A 13184-nucleotide genomic window follows, 5' to 3' on the forward strand; every position below is an offset into this window, starting at 1 on the left:
GCCGATACGCCTAGCCGGCCGGGTAGAAGAGAAACAGTGTGCAGCCGGTGGTGGTCGAGGGCACGTGCCATGACCCGGCCGGAGCATGCAGGAATGTTCCCGCCGGGTAGTCACGTGCCCCGTCGTTGAAGGTGCCGGTGACTACGTAGACCTCCTCCGGGCCGGGCTCGTGGACGTCGCGGTACGGCCAGGAGGCGCCCGGGTCCATCTCCAGCACGTTGGCGTGCGCGCCGGCCGGTCCCTTCCACAACAGGTGTAGCCGGATTCCGGGGAAGAGTTCGCGGACCGGGGATTCGTCGACGGAGACGGAGGTGTAGCCCTCTTGGGCGAGGATCTCGGGGTGCATGCCGTCGACTGTGCCGGGCCGGGTTGCGGCGGGACAGAGTCCGTGATGACACCATGGGGTATTTTCCTGCCATGCATCGTGTGGTGGCTCTGGTCCGGCCTGTGCAGTCGACGTTCGAGCTGGGCTGCGCCGCTGAGGTCTTCGGCACGAAGCGGGCTGGGGTGCCGCAGTACTACGAGTTCGAGATCTGCGCGCAGACACCGGGTCCGGTGCAGACCACGGCCGGGTACGCGATGTATGTGCCGCGGGGTCTGGCGGCACTCGGATCGGCGGACACCGTGATCATTCCGGGCTGGCTGCCGGTGGAGACGCAACTGTCCGATGCCGTGCGTCGCGCGTTGCTGCGGGCACACGCACGGGGGGCGCGGTTGGTCACTATCTGCTCCGGGGTGTTTGCGCTGGCGCAGACAGGATTGCTGGACGGCCGCTCGGCCACTACGCACTGGGCACGCGCCGAGCAGTTGCAGCGGGACTTTCCCCGGGTGCGCGTGGAACCGGACCTGCTCTACGTGGATCACGGTGATGTCGCCACCAGCGCCGGCGCGGGTGCGGGGATCGACCTGTGTCTGCACCTGGTCCGGGAGGACCACGGGGCCGCGCACGCCGCCCTCGTGGCGCGTCACATGGTGCTGCCGCCGCACCGCGAGGGGGGCCAAGTGCAGTACGCGCCACCCGTACCGCCTGCGGACGCGCTTGACGGCCTGCTCGAGTGGGCCGACGAACGCCTCGGGACGCCGTTGTCGGTCGACGACTTGGCCGCGCACATGGGTGTTTCGTCCCGCACGCTGGCCCGGCGCTTCGCTGACCGGCTCGGCACGAGCCCGGGCGCGTGGCTGCTCTCCCGTCGGGTGGCCGCGGCGCGCTCCCTTCTGGAGGAGACGGACTTGCCGGTCGAGGCGATCGCGGCTCGCGTCGGCCTGTCCTCCGCGGTCAATCTGCGCCGTCGTTTCCGCGACCAGGTGGGCACGACTCCCGGTGCCTACCGGCGTGCGTTCCGGGCCTCGTAGGAGGGTGTCAGTGGTGCCGTTGACGGGGTTGTTGTGTCACAAGGGAGTTGACCATGACCCCGTTCACTTCGAGCGGCAGCGTTTGTCCATCGGTTCGGGCGGTAGTCGGCGGTCGACGGCGGCCTGAATGTTCACGAGGCATGATGTCACCGCAGGGGACCGCCCGCCGTCCGTGACAGCCTCTTCGGTGATCGGGCAGATATGGAGAGGCTGTCCGCAGGGCGGACGTCCGCTCACGACAGCAGGCTGTCCGAACCCCGCAAGCCTCACAGGTCAGCACACTGGAGAGCCCGGTTTCCGACCGTCACGGATGCAGCGATGAGTTTCTCCGGTCCGGAGAGTCTCACCCCCTGTTGTCCGACCACACCGGAGGAACACGTGGCTCAGCTTTTGAGGGTCCAGAACTTCAACGTCTCGGGTGACGGCATCGGTGCCGGTGAGGACCAGAGCCTGGAGAAGCCGTTCGGCCATGTCGATCCCGAGAGGCTGTTCGCCTGGGCCGGCGCCACGGCGAGCTGGCCCATGCGCACCGACCCCGGGGGAAGCCGGGGTCTCGACGACTACTTCACGCGGGACTACGCACGCAACATTGGCGCGGAGATCATGGGCCGCAACAAGTTCGGTCCCCAGCGGGGTCCCTGGCACGACCACGAGTGGCGTGGCTGGTGGGGTGACGAGCCGCCGTTCCGCACCCCGGTGTTCGTCATGACTCACCATGAGCGTCCTTCCCTCACTCTCTCCGACACCACGTTCCACTTCATCGACGGCGACCCTGCCACGGTCCTCGAACAGGCACGGGAAGCGGCGCAGGGCAAGGACGTCCGGCTCGGCGGCGGGGTCACCACCATCCGGCAGTTCCTGGACGCCGACCTCGTCGACACCCTGCACGTGGCGGTCTCGCCGGTGAAGCTCGGGTCCGGGCTACGGCTCTGGGAGTCTCCCGACGAGCTGCTCGACCGGTTCCACCTGGAGGTCGTGCCCAGTCCGAGCGGCGTGACGCACCACCTGTTCTGGCGAAAGCGATCGGCTCTCAGGGCAGCCCCGGCCGGGGCTGCGGCGCGTGCGCGCTCCGGGTGCCCCGGCCGGGTGCGGTGACGGGTGGTCAGGCGACGGTCAGAACGGTCTTGCCGGGCAGGCGCCCGGCCGCGGCGTCCTCGTGGACGGCGGCCAGTTCGGCGACGGGGCGACGGGCCGCGACGTGCAGCCGGAGAGTGCCGGCCTCCACCTTGGCGGCGAGTTCGCCCAGCTGGGCTCCGTCGCTGCGGACCCACAGGCCGGCGCTGCGCACCCCCCGGGCAGGGGCCTCGGGAATCGGCCCGGCCGTGCTGGCCGCGACCCCGCCGTCGGCGACGTAGTCCGTCAACTGCGCGAGCTTCTCCGGTGAGACGCGCACATGGTTCACCACGGCCTGGAACGGGCCGCCCACCGCGGCGGGGCCCTCGGCGAGGTCGAGGGGACCGACGACCCGGTGCGCGCCGTAGCCGCGCAGCCGGTCGGCGTGCCGCGGCGCGTCCACCGCGGTCACGTGCGCTCCGGCGTCGACGGCGAGCTGCACCACGAGGCTGCCCACCGCTCCGCCCGCCCCGTTGACCAGGACGCTCTGGCCGGGCTTCAGCTCGGCCAGTTCGAACACCGTCTGCCAGGCGGCCAGCCCGGTCAGCGGCAGCGCCGCGGCGTCGGCCAGCGGGATCGTCCGCGGCGCGGGGGCCAGGGACTCGGCCGGAGCCAGCGCGTACTCGGCGGCGCCGCCGGCGGAGTCGAGGGGCAGCATCGCCACGACCCGGTCGCCGGCCCGGAAGCCCGTCACGCCGGCGCCGGATGCGGCGACGGTGCCCGCCAGGTCGATCCCCGGCACGTACGGGAGGGTGACCGGGAGCATCTGGGCCAGGGCACCGGCGCGGATGTGGTCGTCGACCGGGTTGAACGACGTGGCGGCGACGCGCACCAGCACCTGGCCGGGGCCGGGTACCGGACGGTCGACGTCCTCGTGGCGCAGGACCTCGCTGCCGCCGAACTCGTGGAAACGGATGGCCTTCATGGCACTTTCCTCCAGGGTGTACTGATGCCGTCGCCCTAGGACGGGCGATCGGGCGGGAAGGGGGAACACGCCGGGGCTCTCAGGCGAACTGGAGCGACCGGGTGGAGTTGCCCATCACCATGCGGTCGATGGCGCTGACGGCGCTGCCCGGGTCGGTGGCGGCGCCGGCCGCGAGAAGCAACGGGACGAAGTGTTCGGCCGTCGGGTGGGCGACCGCGGCGCCGGGCGCCTTGGCGCGGTAGTCGACGAGGGCGTCGACGTCGGCCCGGCCGAGGGCGTCGACGGCCCAGGCGTCGAAGGCCCGGGTGTGGGCGGCGAGTTCCGGGCGCCGGAAGACGGCGAAGCTGTGCGTCATGAAGCCCGAGCCGAGCACCAGGACGCCCTCGTCGCGCAGGGGCCGCAGCCGGACGCCCAGCGCGAGCAGGGAGCCGGGGTCGAGGCTGGGCATCGACAGCTGCACGACCGGGATGTCGGCCGCGGGGTACATGGCCATCAGCGGGATGAAGGCGCCGTGGTCGAGGCCGCGATCGGTGAACTCGTGGACCGCGGTCGCACCCAGCACGCCCTTGAGGCGCCGGGCGAGACCGGTGGCGTCCGGGGTCGCGTAGGGAAGGGTCTTGTACCGGGGGTGGAAGCCGCTGAAGTCGTAATGGAGCGGGGTGCCTGCCGCGGTCCCGGAGACAGCGGCGGGCGCCCGCTCCCAGTGGGCGGAGACGACCACGACGGCCCGGGGCCTCGGCATCGACCGGGCCCAGTCGAAGAGGTCGTCGAGCCACTGCGGATCATCGAGGGTGAACGGGGCCCCGTGACTGACGAAGAGGGCCGGCAGGGGGCCGTCGGAAGGGGTCCACACCGGCTGCTCGCGCGCCTGCGGCAGGGTTCGGTCCAGGAATGCGTCGTACGCGCCGGCCGGCAGGCGCGGCCGGGTGTGGCCGGCCGGAATCGGGGTGTTCGGGGTGTTCGTGGTGGTCATCGACAGGGCTCGCAATCGTCGATCGCGGGACGAGGTGTTCGCTGCCCTTCGTCCACAGGGCGTCCTCGGCCTGGTCCGAAGTGGGTGAACTTGATCGTGCTGAGGCCCAGAAGGCAGTTGATCACTTGCCTCGGCAACTAATAAGTTACCCCCGATGACTTTCCTAGGCAAGTCATCGGTTTGTCCGGGCACGTACGATGAGGCTCATGGACACCACGTCACCCTGGCTCGACGACGAACAGCAGGAGCTCTGGCAAGCCCTGCTCACCGTCGTCATCGGCCTCCCGGCAGCCCTTGACCGTCAGCTGCGCCGAGAGGCCGGCATCTCCAACTTCGAGTACGGGGTCCTGGCCCGGCTGTCCATGGCCGACGAGGCCACGATGCGCCTCAGCGACCTGGCCCGGGAATGTGACAGCACCCTGCCCCGGCTCTCGAAGGTCATGGACCGCTTCGAAGGCCGCGACTGGGTGCTGCGCCGGCTCGACCCGGCCGACGGCCGGTACACCCTCGCCACGCTGACCGAGGCCGGCCACGAGAAGGTCGCCACGAGCGCGCCGGACCACGTCGCCCAGGTGAAACGGCTCGTCTTCGACCCGCTCACCGCCGCCCAGCGCCGCCACCTCGGCGCCGCGCTCACCCGCGTCGCCGCCACCGTCCGGCAGGAACTGGGAGGCGGCTGAGCGTCCGCGCGGGCGACACCGGGGGGCCTGGTACGCGACCGCCCGCCGACGCTCAGCCGGCCAGCTCCCCGAGGAGTGCCCAGGTACGGCGCCGGTCGGACTCTCCGGCGATTTCCGTCCCCGAGAACACCACCTCCGTCGCCCCGGCGTCCCGGTAACGCCGCACCTCGGCGGCGACCGTCCGCTCGTCGCCGATCACCGCCACATCGACGGCCCGCCGGCCGCCGGAGAGTCCGATGACCCGTGCGTAGGACGGGAACTGCTCGTAGAACGCGAGCTGCTCGGCGGCCTTCTCCCGTACGGAGTCGACGTCGTCGGTGACCACGCCGTACACCAGGGCGACGATCCGGGGCGCCGGCCGGCCGGCGGCCTCCGCCGCCGCGGTGACCGCCGGAACGATGTGTTCGTCCAGTGCGCGCGGTCCGGCCAGATAGGGCAGAATCCCGTCCGCCAGTTCACCGCTGGCACGCAGCGCCTGGGGCCCCATCGCGGCGACGAGCAACGGCACGCCGTTCTCGGCGCCCGGCACCCGCGCGGGCACCGGTGTCGTCGCGGTGAGCAGTTCACCGTGGAAGTCGGCGGTACCCGTCTCGGTCAACTGCCGGAGCGCGGTGAGGAATTCACGCAGGCGCGCGATGGGACGTTCGTAGGGGATGCCGAAGCCCGCCTCGGTCAGGAGCTTGGTACCGAGCGCCAGGCCGAGGTGGTAGCGGCCGTGCGTGGCCGCCTGGGCGGTCTGGGCCTGACTGGAGACCAGCAGCGGGTGACGGCCGAAGACGGGGATCGCCGACGTGCCCACGTGGAGCCCGGGCACTTCCCGCCCGACGATCGCCGCGAGCTGGGGCGAGTCCGCGCCGAAGGTCTGGCCGAACCAGGCCGACCGCAGCCCGGCGGCCGCGGCCTCGTGTGCGAGCCGCACGGAGGCATCGATCTGGTTGTCGGCGTCGGTCGCGTTGAGCGCTACTCCGGTGGTCATGCCAGGGGAACCAGTGGCGGCCGGCCACGCATTCCGGTTCCTGTGTGACAGCTGTGTGTCAACTGCACGCTCCAGCGCAGGAGTTGGCGCCGAACACCACGGTCATCTCCTGGCCCGGCGCACCCCCGTGCGACGGCCCGCGACGCGCACGGGGATGCGTGTCGCGGGCCGTCGCACGGGGCGTGCGTGTGGGCAGGGCTCGGGGTGCCGGTGAAGCGGGCCCTGCCGGGGCGGGTCGGCTCAGCCGCCGCTCTTGCGCCTGAACGACCGCTGGCTCGCGGCGGGTCCGTGTGCCGCGCGCACCTTCGACGCGTCGGGGTTGACGGCGACATCGGCGGCGTCCGCCTGCGCACCGCGCTTGCGCGCCAGCGCCTCGCGGAACTTGCGCTTGAGGTCGTAGTTGCCGTCGCTGTCCGGCGCCACGGCGGACGTCTCGGGGCCGGCCGGCTCCGAACCTTCCGTGGATGCGGGCTCTGCGGTCATGGTGACCTCCTGGGTTCGGGGGTGGGCAGGCACAGCTTGTCATGCCTGGGCGCGGCGCAACGCCTCTCAGCCGTTGCGCCGTACGAGGGCGGCCTTGCGGGCCTCTGCGAGTTTGCGGGCCTCTCCGGCCTTGCGGGACTTGCCGCCGGTGCCGCGGGAGGTGTCCTTGCTGGTGCCGAGGCCGCGGAAGGGAATGTTGGTGTTCTTGGGCCGGGGGGCGGCGGGGCCGCCGTCGAGCGGGGTGCCGGAGGGAGCCTTGGCGCCGGTGATCCGGCTCAGCACCGCCTCGCCCGAGCGTACTTTGGTGACGGTCGGCTCGATGCCGGCTTCGGCCATCATGCGGCTCGTCTCGCGGCGCTGGCCCGACAGCACGAGCGTGACCACGCTGCCGGACTCACCGGCGCGGGCGGTACGGCCGGCCCGGTGGACATAGTCCTTGGGGTCGGTGGGCGGGTCGACGTTGACCACGAGATCGAGGTCGTCGACGTGCAGGCCACGGGCCGCGACGTTGGTCGCCACGAGAGCGGTGATCTGGCCGTTCTTGAACTGCGCCAGGGTCCGGGTGCGCTGCGGCTGGGACTTGCCGCTGTGCAGGGCCCCGGCGTGCACCCCGCCAGCCCGCAGATGCCGGGTGAGCTGGTCGACGGCGTGCTTGGTGTCGAGGAACAGCAGGACGCGGCCGTCGCGGGCGGCGATCTCTGTGGTGACGGCGTAACGGTCGGGGCCGTGGACGACCAGGACGTGGTGCTCCATCGTCGCGACCGTGCCCGCGGACGGGTCGACCGAGTGGACGACGGGGTCGTGGAGGTAGCGGCTGACCAGCTGATCGACGTCACGGTCCAAAGTGGCCGAGAACAGCATCCGCTGACCGTCGGGGTGCACTTGGTCGAGGACGTCGACGACCTGCGGCAGGAATCCCAGGTCGCACATCTGGTCGGCCTCGTCCAGCACGGTGATCCTCACCCGCCCCAGGCGGCAGGCGTTGCGCTCGATCAGGTCGTGCAGGCGTCCGGGGGTGGCGACGACCAGCTCGGCTCCCTCGCGCAGCGCGGCGATCTGCCGGCCGATCGACATGCCGCCGACGACCGCGGCCATCCGCAGCCGCAGTGCCTCGGCGTACGGCGCCAGCGCCTGGGTGACCTGTTGGGCCAGCTCCCGGGTGGGCACGAGGATCAGGGCGAGCGGCTGTTTCGGTTCGGCGCGCCGTCCGGCCGTACGGGTCAGCAGTGGCAGGCCGAAGGCGAGCGTCTTGCCCGATCCGGTGCGCCCGCGTCCCAGGACGTCGCGCCCCTGGAGGGCGTCGGGCAGGGTGGCGGCCTGGATCGGAAAGGGTTCGCGCACCCCGAGTCCGCTCAGGGTCCGCAGTACCTCCACCGGCAGTTCCAGGTCGGAGAAGGAGACGGCCGGGGACAGCGCCGGGGTCGTGGCTCCGGGCGGCCGGGCGGGACCGCCGTGAGCGGTGCCGGAGTCGTCGGGGTGCTTCATGAACAGCCTTCCGCAGGGGAACGTACCGAGGAAGGCCCGGCGGGAGGGAACAGCCCGCGCACGAGCGGAACCGGTCCTGCAGAATCGCCCACCGCGACGACCACGCAAACGCGTGACACTAGCACGAAGCACGGCATCGCGCCATGAGGCCGATCGTCCGGGCTCTTCCGCGGGGATCGCACGCAGCATCCGTGGTTCTCGCCGCATCGACACGAGCAGGAGAAGGCGATGAAGACCAACGCTCTGCTCACGAACGCGGTGATCTTTCACAACGCCCTGGACAGCGCGGAGATCGTCCGGCAGCTGCCGGAGGAGGGCCGGGGGATCGGCCCGGAGGCCCTGGCCCACATCTCGCCGTACCCGACCGAGCGCATCAGCCGGTTCGGCGAGTACTCCACGCACGAACTCGGCGTCCGGCCCGAGGCATACGCCCCGGAACCCGACATCGGCCTCACCCCTCTGCGTGAGCAGGACCTGGCCGCCGCCGGCTTCGGCCGAGCCGCCTGCCCCTGCCACGACCGGGTCGGCACCGGTGCCCGTCTGCAATGCTCCGTCGAGTGTTCGTCCAGCCCGAAGTCACTGTGCACGCGACTGCGGATGCCGTCACTACGACTGTGAGCGTCACTGCCCGACGGGGCTCCTGCCGTCAGTCTGCTTCGACGTCAGCGGATCGTCCCACGGCCTGCGCCCGATACCGCCCCGGTGGGGTGCCGAACTCCCGTGTGAAGGCGTGTGAGAGCGCGTACGGGCTGCCGTAGCCGACTCGGCCGGCGGCGGTGGCCAGGGTGTCCGGGGTGTCACCGGAGTCCGACGCGTAGTCCCGGCCGCGGCCGACGAGCACCGAGCTGTCGGGCTGGGGGGCGACCAGGTACCAGTACTCGCGGGTGGAGGCGTTCCGGTCGACGGTGAGTGCGAAGCGCTCGCCCGGTTCGGCGGTGATGCCGGTGTCCGTCACCGGGTGGCTCGTCGGGCGGCCTGCGGTGCTTGTGGAGCCGCCGGCCGGTTCGTCGGTGCCCGGGCCGCAGCCCGCGGCGAGAGCGAGGAGCGCGACCGCCGCGACCGCGGCACCGCCCTTGCCACCGCGGGGGACAGACGCTGTACGCATCGGGGAGTTCACTTGGGGAAGCCTCGCCCGTCCGGCCGTCGATGAAGTCGTCCTCGCTGCCCCAGGTGGCCGAGCCCCGGGGGTTGCACCCCGAAGCTTGTCACCCTCCTGGGCGATGACGGTCATCGCGGGGGCGTTCTTCTCGCCCTTGGCGTCGACCGGCACCGGCTGCCCCGCGCCGTCGGCTCCTCTACCTCGGTGAGGACCGTCCTGCGGTCGGCGGCGCTGTCGAGGTCCTGGCGCTCGCGGTCGGTGCCGGTGGCGCTGCCGACGGCGGTGTCGTTGATCCGTTCCCGGCCTTCGGGTCCCGTGCCGCCCCGGTTCTCGCCGCCGTCGTCTTCGGTGCGCGGCCTGTGCTGTTCGGCCACCAGGTGCTGTCCGAAGGCGTCGGGGTCGTCCTGCTGCCCGTCGGGGCCGCCGACGAGTTCGAGGGAGTCGAGGGGGAAGAACGGCACCGGCCCGTTCCTCCGTGGCCCGACAGGGCCGAGCGTGTCCTCCCTGTGCCATGTGCTGGTGACGGGCGGTGGCCGGACCGGCCACTTCGCACCATCACCTGCATGAAAGCGGGGAGACGGGGCAAATGGTCGGCCTGCGATCGGAGGGTGCCATGACGATGACGGAGCAGCCGGCCGGGCCCGAGGAGAAGAAGACCGCCTGCTGCGCACACCACGACGGCCACGGCCCGGAGTCGGCCGCCGAAACACCGGAGTCCCCGCGCGAGCGGGTCAACCGCCGCTGGAACGAGATCCTGCAGGAGACGCGGGTCACCCAGACCGGCGTGCAGATCCTCTTCGGCTTCCTGCTGAGCGTGGCCTTCACCCCGCTGTTCCGGGAACTGGGCACGGTGGACCGCGTCATCTACGTCACCACCGTGGTCCTGGGCGCCTCGGCGACGGGATCGCTCATAGCGCCCGTCTCCATCCACCGCTTCCTGTCCGGCCAGCGCATGAAGGACGAGGTGGTGGAGGCCGCCGGCCGGTTGATGATGTGCGGAATGGTCCTGCTCGCGCTGACCATCGGCTGCACGCTGTTGCTGATCCTGCGCTTCGTGGTCCCCGGCGTCCTCGCCGAAACGCTCGCCGCCGGTGTCATGCTCTGGTTCGGCCTGTGCTGGTACGTGCTGCCGCTGCGCCTGCGCCGCCGCGCCGCCCGACGCTCCCCGGCCGGTGACGCCTAGGCCGTGTATCAAAAGTGCTGCCATGCGCCTGAGCTCTGTGCGCGAAGGCTGAGTGCAACTCGGTGGCGTCTGGAGTGGAAGTGAGGCAGGCTCGCGCGCATGGTTTCGGTATTGCAGAACGTGGCGATTGACTGTGCGGATGCCTACGAGCTGGCCCGGTTCTGGAGCAGGGTGACGGACCGTCCGCTGCATCCGGAGGACAAACCGGGTGACCGGGAGACTCAGGTGCTGCTGGCAGAGGGCCCGGTGCTGTACTTCAGCCAGGTACCCGAGTCTAACAGGTCATCTCATTTGGCTGGGTAGGCTGCTGTCGTGGTGGGGATTGTCGAGCGGCTGGTGCCGGACGAGCTGTGGGAGCTGTTCCAGCGAGTGGTGCCCGAGGCGCCGTCGCGACCGCAGGGCGGTGGCCGGCGTCGCCATGGCGACCGCGAGGTCCTGGCCGCGATCGTGTTCGTGGCGACCTCGGGCTGCACGTGGCAGCAGCTGCCGGCGGCTTCGTTCGGGCCGTCCGGCGCGACGGCCCACCGCCGGTTCACCGAGTGGACGAAGGCCCGGGTGTGGGCCAAGCTCCACCGCCTGGTCCTCGACGAGCTCGGTGCCCGCGGCGAGCTGGACTGGTCGCGGTGCGCGATCGACTCGGTGAACATGCGGGCACTGAAAAGGGGAGCTGACAGGTCCGAATCCTGTCGACCGGGGCAAGTACGGCTCGAAGATCCATCTGATCACCGAGCGGACCGGTCTGCCCCTGTCCGTCGGCATCTCGAGCGCTAGCGTCCACGACAGCCAGGCGCTGATCCCGCTTGTGAAGGGCATACCTCCGATCCGGTCCCGCCGCGGCCCTCGCCGGCGAAGGCCCGGCAAGCTCCACGCCGACAAGGGCTACGACTACCGTCACCTGCGGCAATGGCTGGCACAGCGAGGAATCCAGCACCGCATCGCCCGCAAGGGCGTCGAGACCTCACAGCGACTCGGCCGACACCGCTGGACCATCGAACGCACCATGGCCTGGCTCGCCGGCTGCCGCCGACTCCACCGCCGCTACGAACGCAAGGCTGAGCACTTCCTCGCCTTCACCAGCCTCGCCTGCACCTTCATCTGCCACCGTCGGCTCACCCGATGAGACCCTTCCTTACATCTGTCGGCGGAATCTGGGCAACTCGTCGACGTCAGCGAAACAGGTCAATGTGCTCGCGTACCCAGTCGTCATAGGTCCGCAGTGGGCGGCCGATGATGTCCTGTACGGATGGCCGCTGGTCACGTGTCCACTGAACGAGTTCGGCGAAGCGGGTGCCGTACTCCTCCAAGGCGTACAGCGTCACGTCGATCGCGCCGTCGGGCCAGCCAAGACGTTGCCAGGCCACCCGGCTCTCGTCGGCCGTCAGCTCGACCGTGTCGATGCCGCGCTTCAAAGCAGTGGCGATGCTCCGTATGCGTGATCGGGTACTCAAGGGCGGAGCCACCGCCTCAATGACCATCCCGGTGAAGTCATCGCAGGTCAGGGCTGCGGTCGCTACGGCGGCGAGGTCCTCCTCATGGATGAAGGGATAATGCCCCTGGTTGAGGAAAGCCTCTCGGACCACTCCGTGGGCGCGAACAGAGTCGGGCCAGTCCGACCCTGTCGCCGGGTAAGTCCCCTCGATGACGGCACCCATGACCGCCGACGGCCGAATGTGCGTCCACGGGATGCCCGATCCTTCCACCGCTTTCTCGATCGCAAGCCAGAACCACGTGTCGGGCGGATACGCCTCCTCGTACTCCGGTCCGTGAGACGACAGCAGGACGATTCTCTCGACGGCGGCGTTCCGGGCGAGGGTCAGGGCCTCCTGAACTGTCGATGGAAGCACGCCGGCGAGGAACACGGCCTCGACACCGTCGAATACACGCGCGCACTCCAGCGGGCGGGTGACGGAGCCAGCGACGACTTCCACCCCGTCAGGCCAGCCACCGCACTGGTCCGGCTCGGCAAGCACCCGTACGGTCCGCCCCCTGGCGAGCAGCTGTCGTGCCAGGCGCCGACCAACAACTCCTGTGGGACTGCTGCCTTCGCTCCTGCGTGCGCTGACAACGGTCAGCAGGTGGACACCTGTGGTGTCTGACGCTTTTTTGTGACGCTCGAAGCAGTTCACGGCAAGACCTTTCAACGCGTGTTCGCGGAGATCTTGCACTTGACCCAGGTGCCGAATGGCTTCTGCCGTACGCAACCACCGTTGGACCAAGCTGCGGATCGAGGTCGATGACCATATCAGAGGAAGCTCGGCTGGTGAGGATGACTCTGCTCAGCCTGACAACCAGCCAATCCAAATGAGATGACCTGTAAGAAGATCAAGAACCGGATCCATCTGTGTCTGCGCCCTGAGACATCGCGTGAGCAGGAGGTGGAACGGCTGCTCGGTCTCGGTGCCATCCTTGTCACCGATCACCGGAATCCCGATGGCTCTGGGTGGGCAGTCCTTGCTGACCCCGAAGGCAACGAATTCTGCGTTCTTCGCAGCGAGTCCGACCGAGCCGCGATGAGTTCCTGACGCCCACGCGCCATCCTGGCCGTTTCGTATGACTGCTGGTCACAGCCACTCGTTGATGGCCGCTACGAGGACGGTCGCCTCGTAGCGGACCGCGAGCTTGTCGTACCTTGTGGCCACAGCACGATGCCTTTTGAGGCGATTGATGCCGCACTCGACCGCGTGGCGGGCCTTGTAATCCTCCGGGTCAGACCTCGGCGGACGGCCGCCACGGGAACCGAGCTTCTTGCGGTCGCGGGCTTGGTCGGCCTTGTCCGGGATGGTGCAGCGGATCCCCCGGCGGCGCAGGTAGGCCCGGCCCTTGCGGGAGGCATACGCCTTATCGGCCCGCACGCGGTCGGGGCGGACACGTGGCCGGCCCGGCCCGGTGCGGGGCACGCGGACCTTCTCCAGTA

14 protein-coding genes and 4 pseudogenes are annotated in these 13184 nt (G+C 70.3%); 8 read left to right on the top strand and 10 right to left on the bottom strand.

Annotation, left to right across the window (positions count from 1 at the left end; translation table 11 throughout):
- Positions 1–10 precede the first annotated feature (10 nt).
- Complete coding sequence (locus ACIRFH_RS33970) at positions 11–346, bottom strand: cupin domain-containing protein (protein ID WP_403529578.1); 336 nt, start codon at positions 344–346, stop codon at positions 11–13.
- Positions 347–417: 71 nt separating this feature from the next.
- On the opposite strand from ACIRFH_RS33970, the gene ACIRFH_RS33975 reads away from it, so the two are divergent.
- Together ACIRFH_RS33975 and ACIRFH_RS33980 are read left to right on the top strand one after the other, a co-directional pair.
- Positions 418–1353 (top strand): GlxA family transcriptional regulator, encoded by a 936-nt coding sequence (locus tag ACIRFH_RS33975; RefSeq protein WP_403529580.1) that lies wholly within the window; start codon positions 418–420, stop codon positions 1351–1353.
- Positions 1354–1731: 378 nt separating this feature from the next.
- Positions 1732–2373, top strand: a pseudogene (locus ACIRFH_RS33980) (dihydrofolate reductase family protein); the annotation flags it as partial.
- 82 nt (positions 2374–2455) lie between these two features.
- Here ACIRFH_RS33980 and ACIRFH_RS33985 read toward each other — a convergent pair.
- A complete protein-coding gene (locus ACIRFH_RS33985; RefSeq protein ID WP_403529583.1) occupies positions 2456–3391 on the bottom strand; it encodes an NADP-dependent oxidoreductase in 936 nt (311 codons plus the stop codon).
- Between the two features lie 79 nt (positions 3392–3470).
- Positions 3471–4364: a DODA-type extradiol aromatic ring-opening family dioxygenase gene (locus tag ACIRFH_RS33990; protein ID WP_403529586.1), complete on the bottom strand. Its 894-nt coding sequence runs from the start codon at positions 4362–4364 to the stop codon at positions 3471–3473.
- A gap of 206 nt (positions 4365–4570) precedes the next feature.
- Here ACIRFH_RS33990 and ACIRFH_RS33995 point away from each other — a divergent pair, with 206 nt between their 5' ends.
- Entirely contained in the window at positions 4571–5044 is a 474-nt protein-coding gene (locus ACIRFH_RS33995; protein WP_403529589.1) for a MarR family winged helix-turn-helix transcriptional regulator, read from the top strand.
- A gap of 52 nt (positions 5045–5096) precedes the next feature.
- On the opposite strand, the gene ACIRFH_RS34000 is transcribed toward ACIRFH_RS33995, so the two are convergent.
- The 3 genes from ACIRFH_RS34000 to ACIRFH_RS34010 all read right to left on the bottom strand — a co-directional run bounded on the left by ACIRFH_RS34000 (position 5097) and on the right by ACIRFH_RS34010 (position 7988).
- Positions 5097–6020, bottom strand: a complete 924-nt coding sequence (locus ACIRFH_RS34000) for an LLM class F420-dependent oxidoreductase (protein ID WP_403529592.1) — start codon at positions 6018–6020, stop codon at positions 5097–5099.
- A gap of 240 nt (positions 6021–6260) precedes the next feature.
- The gene (locus tag ACIRFH_RS34005; protein WP_403529595.1) at positions 6261–6503 is read right to left on the bottom strand and encodes a DUF5302 domain-containing protein; all 243 of its coding nucleotides are present in this window, start codon (positions 6501–6503) and stop codon (positions 6261–6263) included.
- A 66-nt stretch (positions 6504–6569) separates the two neighbouring features.
- Complete coding sequence (locus ACIRFH_RS34010; RefSeq protein WP_403529598.1) at positions 6570–7988, bottom strand: DEAD/DEAH box helicase; 1419 nt, start codon at positions 7986–7988, stop codon at positions 6570–6572.
- 216 nt (positions 7989–8204) lie between these two features.
- Here ACIRFH_RS34010 and ACIRFH_RS34015 point away from each other — a divergent pair.
- A pseudogene (locus ACIRFH_RS34015) lies at positions 8205–8606 on the top strand (Tn3 family transposase); the annotation flags it as partial.
- A 28-nt stretch (positions 8607–8634) separates the two neighbouring features.
- Here ACIRFH_RS34015 and ACIRFH_RS34020 read toward each other — a convergent pair.
- Positions 8635–8787 (bottom strand): annotated as a pseudogene (locus tag ACIRFH_RS34020) (helix-turn-helix domain-containing protein); the annotation flags it as partial.
- Positions 8788–9215: 428 nt separating this feature from the next.
- Complete coding sequence (locus ACIRFH_RS34025) at positions 9216–9548, bottom strand: hypothetical protein (RefSeq protein ID WP_403529601.1); 333 nt, start codon at positions 9546–9548, stop codon at positions 9216–9218.
- Positions 9549–9700: 152 nt separating this feature from the next.
- Here ACIRFH_RS34025 and ACIRFH_RS34030 point away from each other — a divergent pair, with 152 nt between their 5' ends.
- From ACIRFH_RS34030 to ACIRFH_RS34040, 3 genes are all read left to right on the top strand, one after another.
- The gene (locus ACIRFH_RS34030; protein WP_403529604.1) at positions 9701–10270 is read left to right on the top strand and encodes a DUF6328 family protein; all 570 of its coding nucleotides are present in this window, start codon (positions 9701–9703) and stop codon (positions 10268–10270) included.
- A gap of 99 nt (positions 10271–10369) precedes the next feature.
- Complete coding sequence (locus ACIRFH_RS34035; RefSeq protein ID WP_403529607.1) at positions 10370–10573, top strand: VOC family protein; 204 nt, start codon at positions 10370–10372, stop codon at positions 10571–10573.
- Between the two features lie 18 nt (positions 10574–10591).
- Positions 10592–11390 (top strand): IS5 family transposase gene (locus tag ACIRFH_RS34040; protein ID WP_403529619.1). Its coding sequence is split into 2 segments (ribosomal slippage): positions 10592–10932 and positions 10931–11390, totalling 801 coding nucleotides; the frame shifts between segments, so codons are not numbered across the junction.
- 46 nt (positions 11391–11436) lie between these two features.
- Here the strand turns inward: ACIRFH_RS34040 and ACIRFH_RS34045 are convergent.
- Positions 11437–12396: an SDR family oxidoreductase gene (locus ACIRFH_RS34045; RefSeq protein WP_217144204.1), complete on the bottom strand. Its 960-nt coding sequence runs from the start codon at positions 12394–12396 to the stop codon at positions 11437–11439.
- Positions 12397–12585: 189 nt separating this feature from the next.
- Here ACIRFH_RS34045 and ACIRFH_RS34050 point away from each other — a divergent pair.
- A pseudogene (locus tag ACIRFH_RS34050) lies at positions 12586–12792 on the top strand (VOC family protein); the annotation flags it as partial.
- A 39-nt stretch (positions 12793–12831) separates the two neighbouring features.
- On the opposite strand, the gene ACIRFH_RS34055 reads toward ACIRFH_RS34050, so the two are convergent.
- Positions 12832–13184 (bottom strand): transposase (locus ACIRFH_RS34055; protein WP_403529610.1); only part of this gene is annotated, 353 nt, incomplete at its 5' end.

Source organism: Streptomyces sp. NPDC093586, assembly GCF_044764905.1.
In the GTDB taxonomy this organism is placed as follows: domain Bacteria; phylum Actinomycetota; class Actinomycetes; order Streptomycetales; family Streptomycetaceae; genus Streptomyces.

What these genes read in the sequence shown, in the direction of transcription:
- ACIRFH_RS33970 (WP_403529578.1), bottom strand. Translation starts at nt 346, where the DNA reads ATGCACCCCGAGATCCTCGCCCAAGAGGGCTACACCTCCGTCTCCGTC.
- ACIRFH_RS33975 (WP_403529580.1), top strand. Translation starts at nt 418, where the DNA reads ATGCATCGTGTGGTGGCTCTGGTCCGGCCTGTGCAGTCGACGTTCGAG.
- ACIRFH_RS33985 (WP_403529583.1), bottom strand. Translation starts at nt 3,391, where the DNA reads ATGAAGGCCATCCGTTTCCACGAGTTCGGCGGCAGCGAGGTCCTGCGC.
- ACIRFH_RS33990 (WP_403529586.1), bottom strand. Translation starts at nt 4,364, where the DNA reads ATGACCACCACGAACACCCCGAACACCCCGATTCCGGCCGGCCACACC.
- ACIRFH_RS33995 (WP_403529589.1), top strand. Translation starts at nt 4,571, where the DNA reads ATGGACACCACGTCACCCTGGCTCGACGACGAACAGCAGGAGCTCTGG.
- ACIRFH_RS34000 (WP_403529592.1), bottom strand. Translation starts at nt 6,020, where the DNA reads ATGACCACCGGAGTAGCGCTCAACGCGACCGACGCCGACAACCAGATC.
- ACIRFH_RS34005 (WP_403529595.1), bottom strand. Translation starts at nt 6,503, where the DNA reads ATGACCGCAGAGCCCGCATCCACGGAAGGTTCGGAGCCGGCCGGCCCC.
- ACIRFH_RS34010 (WP_403529598.1), bottom strand. Translation starts at nt 7,988, where the DNA reads ATGAAGCACCCCGACGACTCCGGCACCGCTCACGGCGGTCCCGCCCGG.
- ACIRFH_RS34030 (WP_403529604.1), top strand. Translation starts at nt 9,701, where the DNA reads ATGACGATGACGGAGCAGCCGGCCGGGCCCGAGGAGAAGAAGACCGCC.
- ACIRFH_RS34035 (WP_403529607.1), top strand. Translation starts at nt 10,370, where the DNA reads ATGGTTTCGGTATTGCAGAACGTGGCGATTGACTGTGCGGATGCCTAC.